The sequence below is a fragment of the Arsukibacterium sp. genome (assembly GCF_033721375.1).
Taxonomy (GTDB): domain Bacteria; phylum Pseudomonadota; class Gammaproteobacteria; order Enterobacterales; family Alteromonadaceae; genus Alishewanella.
On record NZ_JAWWAP010000001.1, the window covers coordinates 1 to 12,536 of the forward strand.

Here is a 12,536-nt window from a genome sequence, read left to right on the forward strand (position 1 = left end):
CACCCAATACTGAGATTCCTACGGTAGCTACCCTTCCAAAGCGATTTAAAGCTAAATAAAGAAGCTCTTGCCAGCAAAACGTAACAATAAATACGGTAAAAAATAGAATCGCCAAATGTGGTTTCCTATGGCTTATAACGCTTCAAGAACCGGTGCGGCTTGCCGCATCCGTGTTGCTTGACTTGTTATGTTTACGTTTTTTCAGATTTAATATACCTACAAAGAAAATGCAGAAAACCCATATTTGAGCAATCTTTGAGTCCAATTTCGCCATAGCAAAATTAAAATTTTTTTCGTCGTTCAAATGCTCTCGCAATAAATGTAAATTTTCTCTTATATCGCTGACGTAGAAATACATTGCGCCAAATAAAATGAACAATAAAATTTCAGGAAGCCAATTAAATAATATATTTTTAATACTCACAGACTATATGACTCCTGGTAAACATAACGCACGCCTAAACGGCGAGCAACTTGTTGCGAGTCCAGTGGCCGAAGGCCGCGATGTTTTAGGCGCTTGTTAGTATTCAATTTAAATCTGCTTTGGTACCCATTCTTGTTACCCACCCCAGCTCTCTCATGCATTCATTGACAGCTTCATCGAAATTCATAGATTCTAAGTAAGGTAGCACTTCTTCTTTTAGCTCTTCATCGACGCTGCGTTTTCCACTTTCAATTGCATTAACAGCAGCAGTTTCTAAAGCTTCGTCAGCTTCTTTCAAATAATCTTCGATCTTAACGGGATCTGTAACGACTTCACCATTTATAATCAATCCGCCAGATTTAACTTTTTTAGCACATAGCTTTTTGTCAGCCTGATAATTATCGGGACCGTTGTCGTTGTCATCCATAAGATAAAGCCTAAAACTGCCTTTTTCTGGGTGAGAAATTACGAGAAATGGACCTTTGGCTTTAATCTTCATCGACAACTTCCTTACGCATCGGTGACTGGCTTTGAATACTAACGCCGCAAGCAGCGGCGAGCGTTAGCGAGTCCAGCACCGAAGGTGCGATGCTGACTTGCCTTGTTAGTGTGTGTTTCAGCCAAGGGTGCCTCTTCCTTTAGCATCCACTCCGACTTGTACGCTATAACCATCATAGAATGCTTCTCTGGAGTCAAATTCACCAGTTGGCTCCAGATCTGATTCCATAACTACCCATACCTCACCATACTCATATATATGCGCTGAGTAGCTAAATCCATGGCCGCTATCTTCGCTGATACCCAGAATTGCACCAGACCGACCATTAATCGTCTTCAGAGATGGCTCATCTGAACTAACAATGACCTTTTCAAAAAATTTAAACTTAGGGTCCAATGCTACTTCTACCTCTTAAGAACACTAACGCCGTTTTAAGCGGCGAGTAAAAGCTTGCTAAAATGTGAAACGAAGTGGAACCGAGCAAGCTGTTACGAGTCCGACTTAAAAACCCTTGTTATGTGCTTTCTTTCTCCGGGGCAAACGTAAGTACTATGTTTTTTGCTACTTTTTTGTCTTTTGCTGACAAACCCGAAACTACAAATGGTTGTGCGAGCTTTAGCGCTTTATCTGCCGCTTGATTTAGAGCACCGTTACCAGATGAGGATATGATTTCCGTATATTCAATGTAACCCTTATCATTTAAAATAATCTTGATTTTTACGTGATGCCCAAGCATTTCTTGAGTTACTTCATAATGGGGCTCAAATCTGTAACGCACCATTTCCACCCAAATTCTAAGGCTTTCAGGCTCTTGATATAACTTCGCTCTATATCTTTCGATATTTTTTTCGAATATTTGGTAAATTTCTTCAGTACTATATTCCTTTTTAACTGTCGAGTCGTTTTGAACGGTTGACTGACATGCAACCAAAAAAAAGCAAATCAGGAATATACAAAATTTCATCGATAGCTTCCTAGCACATAACGCCCCACTAAGGAGCGAGTAATAGTTGGCTAAAATGTGTAGCGAAGCGAAACTGAGCCAACTGTTACGAGTCCCGCTTTAGTGGTTTGTTAGGCACTTTTAAACCAATACCATTTTTACAAAATAAAAATACCGAACAATAAAGCATACACAGTGCCCAAATATAAGCGCCGTAGGTATAAGTTATTTGATTAATAAACCATGGAGAGCGAAATAAAAACACAGAAAGGGAGGTTATTAAAAATATCCAACCTAAAAATCTAGGGAACATAAAATTTCGCCTGCAGATGATACGAAAAATAACCCAATAAAAAATCAAATTAACGTACCACCTAGGTTCAAAGAACATTATTGCCATCGCCCCTTCGCCTAGAATCGTATACCCCATAATATACGGCTCGACTTCTTTACCGTTGCTCATGGCTGGAAGAAATAACGAAAGTAAATAAAGTAAAATAATTAGAATTGGGGTGAGCGGATTGTTTAAATACTTAACCATTGATTCCCACCAAAACCATATAAAGTGCCTAACGCTCAAAACAGCGGCGCGGTACGCGTCCGTTGATTTTGCTTGTTAGCAGCCTACACCGGACTTTCGCGGCTTGCCGCACTGGCAAACCTGAACAACGGCACGACTGCTTTAAATTAAAAACTACACCGGTTAACTGCGACACAGCGAGCCAACCGGAACCTGTAAAGCTGTTAAGCGAAGCCACGAAGAACAACGCTACCGCCACCACCGTTTGCAACAAACCCACAAACTGGCGAGCTTTGACGATTTGCCAGTGCCGCTTGGTAAGCCAAACACGAGCAATGCTGGAATAAAACTACTGACTAAAACCGTTAAAACCCGAAAACCTGCTAACAATTTAATAGAAGGCACTATGCCCGCAAGTCGTGACAGCAAGTCGCCATCACGAAAAATTTAATTTCCCAAAACTAACCCGAAAAACACCGGTTATCAACAACTTTCTGTTTACCACTGTTAATAAACTTAACTAAAAGCAGGCGCTGTGCCCGCAAGTTGGTGGATATTTTACTCAGGTCAGACTACTGTATAAATAAACACCACCAAGGTGACGCTATGGCATCCCCATTTCTGGAATATATCGCCGACTTTATGAGAACCCGCCGCTATGCCAAGCGGACTATTGATACCTACCTGTATTGGATTAAATTTTATATATTGCACAACAACAAACAGCATCCTAATGCACTTGGCGATCTGGAAGTTGAACAGTTTTTGTCTTTTCTATCAAACCAACGCAGTGTAGCGGTTAAAACACAAGCAACGGCGCTTAATGCATTGAGTTTTCTTTATAAACATATTGTTCAGCGACCGTTGTCTTTACAGCTGAATTTTAATAAAGCCCGCATAGCACAAAAGTTGCCAGTGGTATTAACCAAAGCGGAAATACAACAACTGCTGTTAGTGATAGATCCAAAATACAAATTGATAGCCCAACTATTGTACGGTAGTGGTTTACGCCTGATGGAAGCAGTACGCCTTCGGGTGCAGGATATTGATTTTGACTACTTATCAGTAATGGTGTGGCAGGGCAAAGGTAATAAAAACCGTCGGGTTACGCTGGCAGCAGAGCTGATTCCTGGTTTACATATCCAAATCCATCACGTTGAGCAATATTTTCAGGCGGACTTCTATAACCCGCAATATGCCGGTGTATGGTTACCTTTCGCGTTAGCCCGTAAATACCCGGCAGCGCCCAAAGAAATTGGCTGGCAGTATTTATTTCCATCCAGCCAGTTAAGTGTTGACCCGGAATCCAAACTACTGCGGCGACATCATATAGATGAAACAACTGTCAGGCGAGCCATTAAATTGGCGGCTCGACAGGCTAAAATTAAGAAAAATGTAACCTGCCATACTTTGCGCCATAGTTTTGCCACGCATTTACTGGAAGCAGGTGCCGATATTCGTACCGTGCAAGAACTAAGTGCTCTTTCCAGCTGATTATGACAAGTTCAGCGATTGCCAAGGCTTTTAGGGTGAGGCCTCTCGTTGAAGGCATAGTGGTGCTCTGTCGAAACGAGGTAACGATGCCATGAAAGTTTTGGCAATCGCCCTCTGGGTCGGTTTAAAGGGTACTCAGACTTCGTTACTCATTTTTGATTTAGCACCACTAAACCTTCAAATGAATGCCTTGTCTGAGCACCCTTTAATTCCGACTGAATCGTTCATAATTAGCTGAAAAGAGCACCTGGCCATACCGATGTTAAAACAACCCAAATTTACACTCACGTACTTAAACAAGGCGCCAGTGGCGTCAGAAGCCCATTATCACAACTGCTATAAAAAAGGGCGCCGTAGCGCCCTGTTCAAAAGGTAGTTTCGGGCTAGAAGCAATCACCGGGTATTCTTACCCAGCCTTCCATCAGCACCCTTGCGCTGCGGCTCATTATGGCTTTGGTCACGGTCCACTCATTATTTACCTTTTCGGCAGCAGCACCTACTTTTAAGGTACCTGACGGGTGACCAAAGCGCACTGCTTCGCGTGCTTCGCCGCCGGCGGCCAGGTTAACCAACGTACCCGGAATAGCGGCGGCAGTGCCAATGGCCACCGCAGCGGTGCCCATCATCGCGTGATGCAGTTTACCCATTGATAATGCCCGTACCAGCAAGTCGATATCTGTTGCGGCCACGTCTTTACCACTGGAAGACACATAGCCTTTTGGCGGGGCGACAAAAGCCACTTTGGGGGTATGCTGGCGCACCAGGGCTTGCTCAAGGTTATTAATTAAGCCCATCTTCAGCGCACCGTGAGCACGGATATCTTCAAAACGTTGTAAGGCGTTTTCATCGCCGTTAATCGTGCCCTGTAACTCGGTGCCGCTATAGCCGATATCGGCAGCATTGACGAAAATAGTCGGAATACCAGCGTTAATCAGCGTGGCTTTAATACGGCCAATACCCGGTACATCCAGCTCGTCGACAATATTGCCGGTAGGGAACATGGCGCCACCGCCCTCACCTTCATCAGCCGCCGGGTTTAAAAACTCTATTTGTACTTCGGCTGCCGGAAAGGTTACACCATCCAGTTCAAAGTCACCGGTTTCCTGCACTTCGCCATTGGTTATAGGCACGTGGGCAATAATGGTTTTGCTAATGTTGCCCTGCCAAATTCGCACGGTGCAAATGCCGTTTTCAGGCACCCGATCTGTAGCAACCAGGCCATTACTGATAGCAAATGAACCTACCGCTGCGCTTAAGTTACCGCAGTTACCACTCCAGTCGATAAACGGCTTGTCTATCGCCACCTGGCCGAAAATATAGTCAACGTCATGGTCGGCTTTAATGCTTTTACTTAAAATAACGGCCTTGCTGGTGCTGGACGTCGCGCCGCCCATACCGTCGGTATGCTTACCATAAGGATCGGGGCTGCCAATTACCCGCAGCAACAAGCTATCGCGCGCTGCGCCCGGCATCCGGGCCGCTTCTGGTAAATCGTCCAGTTTAAAAAATACCCCTTTCGAGGTTCCGCCACGCATATAAGTTGCGGGGATTTTAATTTGTGGTGTAGTCATAGTTTTACCGTTTGGATTTTATGTTTGTTGTGGGCGTACGAGCCGAAAATCTCTTTCTGCTCATTACAGCATATACATCGCATTAAGTACGAGCCGACAACCCTATTTTGCTCGCCGCAGCAACTCCTAAACGCTTGCGCGTTTACTCAGACACTCTACGGCGACAAAACAGGGCATCGGCTCTTCCTTCGGAAACAAATGCACTTTGTCAGCGAAGATTAGAACCTCTGAAATGTTGTCACAGAGTGTCTGAGTCCTGCCGCAGGCAAAGGACGAGTTGCTGTGACAAGCAGTTCAGAGCGTTGTAATCGCAGCACTTCATGCTTAATTGTTTCAACCGAAGCCACCAAAAGGACTATAGCTATCCGTTACCGTTACACCGCGCCCTGCAAAAAGTCCTGGGCAAAGCGCTGCAGTACACCACCGGCTTCGTAAATCGACAACTCTTCGCCCGTATCCAGGCGACAGATTACCGGCACCTGCAGGGTTTCGCCATTGGCCCGGTGAATAACCAGGGTAAGCTCAGCCCGCGGCTTGCGCTCGCCTGTAACGTCATAGGTTTCAGTGCCATCCAGCTTAAGCGTTTCACGGGTAGTGCCCGGTTTAAACTCCAGCGGCAATACGCCCATGCCAATTAAATTGGTACGGTGAATTCGCTCAAAGCCCTCAGCAGCAATGGCTTCGACCCCGGCTAAGCGCACGCCTTTCGCTGCCCAGTCGCGTGATGAACCCTGACCATAATCAGCACCAGCGATGATGATCAATGGCTGCTTGCGCTGCATGTAGGTTTCAATCGCTTCCCACATCCGCATGACTTTGCCTTCCGGCTCTAGTCTGGTTAACGAGCCCTGCTTCACCTTGCCATCGACCACCGCCATTTCATTAATCAGCTTAGGGTTAGCAAAAGTCGCCCGCTGTGCCGTTAAATGGTCACCGCGGTGGGTAGCATAAGAGTTAAAATCTTCTTCCGGCACGCCCATTTTATGCAGGTATTCACCGGCCGCGCTGTCCATCATAATGGCGTTTGATGGTGATAAATGGTCAGTGGTTATGTTATCGCCCAGCACTGCCAGTGGCCGCATACCGGTTAAACTGCGCTCACCGGCAATAGCACCCTCGCCTTCTGTCGCCCAGTAAGGCGGGCGGCGGATGTAAGTGCTTTGTGGCCGCCAGTCATATAGCGGCGTTACCTTCTCACCGTAATCGACATCAACCGCAAACATCGGCTCATAAACGCGACGGAACTGTTCCGGCTTAACGCTTTGCGCCACCACCGCATCAATTTCGGCATCATCCGGCCAGATGTCTTTTAAGGTAATGGCGTTACCTTTATCGTCATAACCTAAAATGTCTTTTTCTATATCAAAGCGAATGGTACCGGCAATCGCATAAGCCACCACTAAGGCCGGTGACGCTAAAAAAGCCTGCTTGGCATACGGGTGAATACGACCATCAAAGTTGCGGTTACCCGACAGCACTGCGGTGGCGTATAAATCACGCTCTACCACTTCTTTTTGAATAACCGGATCCAGCGCGCCGCTCATACCGTTACAGGTAGTACAGGCGAAACCGACAATCCCAAAGCCAAGCTGCTCCAGTTCAGCCAATAAATGACCTTCTTCCAGATATAACTGCACGGCTTTAGAGCCGGGTGCCAGCGAGGTTTTCACCCAGGGCTTGCGGGTTAAGCCTTTGGCATTAGCGTTACGGGCCAGTAAGCCGGCAGCAATCACATTGCGCGGATTAGAAGTATTGGTACAACTGGTAATGGCAGCAATAATCACTGCGCCATCCGGCATTTTGCCCTCTTCGATCTCATATTTACCAGCAATACCGCGGGCAGCCAAATCGCTGGTCGCCAGCCTGGCATGCGGGTTAGACGGCCCGGCCATGGTGCGACCAATACTGGATAAATCAAACTTCAGCACGCGGGGGTATTCAGCTGTAGTTAAACTGTCCGCCCATAAACCGGCGGTTTTGGCATAGGTTTCAACCAGCTGCACCTGTTTGGCGTCACGGCCGGTCAGGGTTAAATAGTCCAGTGTTTGCTGGTCGATGTAAAACATCGCCGCAGTGGCACCGTATTCCGGTGTCATATTAGAAATAGTCGCCCGATCGCCCAGACTTAAGCTACTGGCACCTTCGCCATAAAACTCCAGATAACTCGACACCACTTTTTGTTTGCGTAAAAACTCAGTCAGCGCCAGCACAATGTCGGTGGCCATAATGCCAGGCTGGGCTTTGCCGGTCAGCTCTACCCCGATAATATCGGGCAGGCGCATCCAGCTGGCCCGGCCGAGCATCACGCTCTCGGCTTCCAGGCCTCCGACGCCAATGGCAATTACGCCAAGCGCATCGACATGCGGCGTATGGCTGTCGGTACCGACCAGGGTGTCAGGAAATGCCACACCGTCGAGTGAATGCACTACCGGTGACATCCGCTCTAAATTAATCTGGTGCATAATGCCGTTACCCGGTGGGATCACATCGACATTTTTAAAGGCTTTTTTCGTCCAGTTAATAAAATGGAAACGATCATCATTACGTCGATCTTCAATGGCCCGGTTTTTCTCAAAAGCATCAGCCTCGAAGCCGGCATGTTCTACCGCCAGTGAGTGATCAACAATTAACTGGGTTGGCACCACCGGGTTTACTTTGGCCGGATCGCCGCCCTGTTCTGCTATGGCATCGCGCAGGCCGGCTAAATCAACCAGTGCGGTCTGGCCTAAAATATCATGACAGACAACCCGTGCCGGGTACCACGGGAAATCCAGGTCATTTTTGCGGTAGATAAATTGCTTTAACGAGTCAGTCAGCGTGGCCTTGTCGCAGCGGCGCACCAGGTTTTCGGCAAATACCCGTGAGGTATAAGGCAGCTTGGCATAAGCGCCGGGCTCAATAGCATCGACAGCCGCCCGGGTATCAAAATACTCCAGGTTGGTGCCGGGCAGTTTTTTACGATATTCACTATTCATCATAATTACCGCTCATTAATCGGTTTAACGCTGCGTGGTTCCACACCTACATAATCGGCGCTTGGCCGGATAATCCGGTTATCGGCACGTTGTTCCATCACATGGGCTGCCCAGCCGGTTAAACGGCTGCAGACAAAAATCGGCGTAAATAACTTAGTGGGTATACCCATATAGTTGTAGGCCGACGCATGGAAAAAATCAGCGTTACAGAACAGTTTCTTCTCACGCCACATCACTTCTTCACAGCGCGCTGACACATCATACAAGCGGGTATCACCATTGGCTTTGGCTAACTTTTCTGACCACTGTTTAATCACCGCATTGCGGGGATCAGATTCAGAATAAACGGCGTGGCCAAAACCCATAATTTTTTCTTTACGCTCCAGCATGCCAAGTAGCTTCTGCTCTGCATCTTCCGGATCTTTCATATTTTCAATCAGTTCCATCGCGGCTTCATTTGCGCCACCGTGTAATGGCCCACGTAAGGAGCCAATAGCACCGGTAATACACGAATGCATATCGCTTAGGGTAGAAGCACAGACCCGTGCGGTAAAGGTAGAAGCATTAAACTCATGTTCTGCATATAAAATCAGTGAAGCTTCCATTACCTGTCTGTGCAACTCGGTTGGCTTTTCACCGTGCAACGTCCATAAAAACTGCTCAGCAGTTGAATTAGCATCGGTTTCGACATCAATCTGCTTATTATGATGGCTGTAGTTGTACCAGTAGTTCACCATACCCGGAAATACGGCCAGCATCCGATCGGTAATGTCGTCCTGTTCGCCAAACCGCTGCTCTGTCTCCAGATTACCCAGCATTGAGCAGCCGGTACGCATTACATCCATCGGGTGAGACGATGCCGGGATCCGCTCCAGGGTATCTTTTAATGCCTGCGGCAATGCCCGCATCTTTTTCAGCTTGGTTTTATACTGTGCCAGCTCACTTTTATTGGGCAACTCACCTTTAAGGATCAGAAACGCCACTTCATCAAATTCACAGTTTGCCGCTAAATCTTTCACATCATAACCACGATAAGTTAAACCTGAGCCGCTTTTACCTACTGTTGATAGTGCTGTTTTGCCTGCCACCTGGCCGCGCAGGCCTGCTCCTGATAATTGTTTTGCATTTGCCATTGTCTTGCTCCAATTCTTTATTAAGTCAGTTTAAATTGTCTGTGCCAGCTGGATTGCTGCTAAGGCTTACTTATTTTTGCCATCGCTGAACAGCGCATCCAGCTTTTGCTCAAAGCTGTGATAATTTAAAAAGTCGTATAACTCAGCCCGGGTTTGCATGGTTTCAACCACGGCTTTCTGATCGCCATTGGTCAGAATAGACTGATACACATTAAGTGCCGCCTTATTCATCGCTCTGAACGCACTTAACGGGTACAGCACCATGGCCACGCCGACACTGGCCAGTTCGGTTTTATTAAATAATGGTGTCTGGCCAAACTCGGTAATATTTGCCAGCACCGGTATTTTTAATGCATCGGTAAAAGCCTGATATTGCTCCAGGGTATGCACTGCCTCGGCAAAAATCGCGTCGGCACCGGCAGCTTCACAGGCCAGCGCCCGTTCCAGCGCCGCATCCACCCCTTGCTGGGCTAATGCATCGGTGCGCGCCATAATAAAAAACTGCTCATCATCACGGGCATCGACACTGGCTTTTACCCGATCGACCATTTCGTTCAGGCTGACAATTTCTTTGTTAGGGCGGTGACCACAGCGCTTTTGCGCCACCTGATCTTCAATATGAAAACCTGCGGCACCGGCCCGGCTCATTTCTTTAACGGTGCGGGCAATATTAAACGCGCCGCCCCAGCCGGTATCGGCGTCGACTAACAGCGGTAAACTGCTCGCCGCCGTGATCCGGCGAATATCTTCACATACGTCATTTAATGAGGTCATGCCCAGATCCGGCAAACCAAAAGAGGCATTTGCCACACCGGCACCAGATAAATAAATAGCCTGATGGCCAGAGCGCTCAGCCATCATCGCGGTGTACGCATTAATGGTACCCACTATTTGTAATGGTTTGTTTGCAGTTATAGCGGCGCGAAATTTGGCGCCGGCGGTCAGTGTGTTAGCCATATCAGCTTCCCATTTGTTGAAGTTGTAATTCGATATTCCGCCGCGATGCTGCAATATGACGGCGCATCAGTAAGTCAGCCAGCTCACCGTCACGGTTAGCAATGGCATTAATAATAGCTTTATGTTCGTCAAACGCACGGGATACCCGCGGTCCGTTCATCCCCAGCTGGACCCGGTACATTCGTACCAGATAATACAACTCGTCACATAAAATGTTGATTAAATAGCTATTTTTGCTACCCAGGATCACCCGGTAATGAAAATCCAGATCGCCGGCTTCCTGATAGTAACTTTCGCCTTCACGAACCCGTTGTGATGATAAATGCTGGTCCAGTAATTGCCGTACTTCGGTAATTTCCGCCTCGGTCATATGCTCAGCGGCCAGCTTACAGGCTAAACCTTCCAGGTTTTCCCTGAGTTGATACAGCGCAAGTAAACCAGCGGTCGATAAGGTTACTACTCTGGCACCGGCATTAGGGATCCGTTCAATTAAATGGCAACGCTCCAGCCTGGCTAACGCCTCGCGCAGTGGCGCCCGGCTTAAATCGAAGCGCCGCGCCAGCTCCGGCTCACTGATTTTGCTGCCGGCCGCTATATCACCTTCAACAATAGCCCGCTGAATTTCCTGCAATACCCGATCGGCAGCAGTAACAGGTTGACGTAAAGCTGGATGAGCCTGATGCATAGATTGTCGACATAAATAATTAATGCGCCCTTTTTAAGCTTCTTAAGGTGCTATGTCAAGCCATATGGCGGGAAATTGTCGACAATATACACCTAAAGTCGTAGAGTCATTTAGCTAGCTGCCACTAAATTAAACACAGCCGCCACAATTAAAGTACGCCAGCACAAAATATTTTTTAGACTTTTTAATTATTAAAAATTAACAGTTAATTCAAATGTCTTATATTAAAGGCTTGCCCCTAAATAAGGGCAAAGACTGCAAGAATGCCATGCTGCGGCGAAAATCAGGGGATAAGCTGGGTATAACCTGAGTAGAAACGGTGGGTAACTTTTCCTCAGAAACGAATTCAGGACCAGGTAGCAACAGGAAAAAATGAATTAGCTTTACTACACTTGGCTGTACGTAATTTGCAACAGTTTTTCGATAGCGCACGGCTCATTCCCTATGAGCCATTCCCCTAGGCCCAGAACAATTCGGATTGGTTCTGGGCTTCTTTTATCTGGCACATTTGCCGCTAAGCTTCCAACTTAATTAAATATAATCATAAACTTAACTTACCTGACAAAGCGGGAATAACCGGTAAAAGTTAGCGGTAGTCTGCTCTGCCAGACTGGCCACACTAATACCGCGCAGCTCGCTTATCGCATCTGCCACGGCGGTAACATAAGCAGGCTGATTGGTTTTTCCCCGGTAAGGCACAGGCGCCAGATAGGGCGAGTCGGTTTCAATTAACAGCCGGTCCAGCGGTAACTTTTTAACCACGCCACGCAGCTCATCAGCATTTCGAAACGTCATAATGCCGGAAATAGAAATATAAAAGCCTAAATCCAGCGCGGCTTTGGCCATTTCATAGCTTTCAGTAAAACAATGCAGCACCCCACCCGCCTGCTCAGCCTGATGCGACTTAAGTAAGGCAATAGTGTCACTGCGGGCATCGCGGGTATGAACAATCAGCGGTTTATTTACCTGCCGGGCAACAGCAATATGGCTGACAAATGCTGCTTGCTGAGCCAGTTTCGACTCTGGCGCATAAAAATAATCAAGCCCGGTTTCACCAACGGCGACCACCTGTGGCTGTTGGCATAACTGCAGCAACTGCTCTGGATCAACCGTACCGGTTTGATGCAGCGGATGCTCACCGCAGGAGATGGATACCTGCGGATAGTCCGTAACAGTGGCTGCCATATCAGTAAACTCAGCCAGACTGACCGATACACACAGCATATGCTCGACCTTGCGTTCAAGTGCTGCAGCAATTACCTGCTCTAGGCTAAGCCCCAGTTTATCAAGTTCTAACCTGTCCAGATGACAATGAGAATCTACAAACAAAAAATA

At 47.3% G+C, this 12,536-nt stretch carries 11 protein-coding genes; 1 reads left to right on the forward strand and 10 read right to left on the reverse strand.

Annotated elements, in window-relative coordinates; all coding sequences use genetic code 11:
* Positions 1–142 precede the first annotated feature (142 nt).
* The 4 genes from R3187_RS00005 to R3187_RS00020 form a co-directional block, all read right to left on the reverse strand.
* The gene (locus R3187_RS00005; protein ID WP_318964651.1) at positions 143–424 is read right to left on the reverse strand and encodes a hypothetical protein; all 282 of its coding nucleotides are present in this window, start codon (positions 422–424) and stop codon (positions 143–145) included.
* A gap of 103 nt (positions 425–527) precedes the next feature.
* Complete coding sequence (locus R3187_RS00010) at positions 528–923, reverse strand: hypothetical protein (RefSeq protein WP_318964652.1); 396 nt, start codon at positions 921–923, stop codon at positions 528–530.
* Positions 924–1,040: 117 nt separating this feature from the next.
* Complete coding sequence (locus tag R3187_RS00015) at positions 1,041–1,319, reverse strand: Imm31 family immunity protein (RefSeq protein ID WP_318964653.1); 279 nt, start codon at positions 1,317–1,319, stop codon at positions 1,041–1,043.
* A 118-nt stretch (positions 1,320–1,437) separates the two neighbouring features.
* Positions 1,438–1,887: an energy transducer TonB gene (locus R3187_RS00020; protein ID WP_318964654.1), complete on the reverse strand. Its 450-nt coding sequence runs from the start codon at positions 1,885–1,887 to the stop codon at positions 1,438–1,440.
* A gap of 1,105 nt (positions 1,888–2,992) precedes the next feature.
* Here R3187_RS00020 and R3187_RS00025 point away from each other — a divergent pair.
* Entirely contained in the window at positions 2,993–3,880 is an 888-nt protein-coding gene (locus R3187_RS00025) for an integron integrase (protein ID WP_318964655.1), read from the forward strand.
* Positions 3,881–4,263: 383 nt separating this feature from the next.
* On the opposite strand, the gene prpF is transcribed toward R3187_RS00025, so the two are convergent.
* From prpF to R3187_RS00060, 6 genes are all read right to left on the reverse strand, one after another.
* Entirely contained in the window at positions 4,264–5,451 is a 1,188-nt protein-coding gene (gene prpF, locus R3187_RS00035; protein ID WP_318964656.1) for a 2-methylaconitate cis-trans isomerase PrpF, read from the reverse strand.
* 374 nt (positions 5,452–5,825) lie between these two features.
* On the reverse strand, positions 5,826–8,426 hold the full coding sequence (gene acnD / locus R3187_RS00040) for a Fe/S-dependent 2-methylisocitrate dehydratase AcnD (RefSeq protein ID WP_318965231.1): 2,601 nt from the start codon (positions 8,424–8,426) through the stop codon (positions 5,826–5,828).
* A 5-nt stretch (positions 8,427–8,431) separates the two neighbouring features.
* Complete coding sequence (gene prpC / locus R3187_RS00045; RefSeq protein WP_318964657.1) at positions 8,432–9,559, reverse strand: 2-methylcitrate synthase; 1,128 nt, start codon at positions 9,557–9,559, stop codon at positions 8,432–8,434.
* A 66-nt stretch (positions 9,560–9,625) separates the two neighbouring features.
* On the reverse strand, positions 9,626–10,516 hold the full coding sequence (gene prpB, locus R3187_RS00050) for a methylisocitrate lyase (RefSeq protein WP_318964658.1): 891 nt from the start codon (positions 10,514–10,516) through the stop codon (positions 9,626–9,628).
* 1 nt (position 10,517) lies between these two features.
* Positions 10,518–11,201: a GntR family transcriptional regulator gene (locus R3187_RS00055; protein ID WP_318964659.1), complete on the reverse strand. Its 684-nt coding sequence runs from the start codon at positions 11,199–11,201 to the stop codon at positions 10,518–10,520.
* A 549-nt stretch (positions 11,202–11,750) separates the two neighbouring features.
* Entirely contained in the window at positions 11,751–12,530 is a 780-nt protein-coding gene (locus R3187_RS00060; protein WP_318964660.1) for a TatD family hydrolase, read from the reverse strand.
* Positions 12,531–12,536 lie beyond the last annotated feature (6 nt).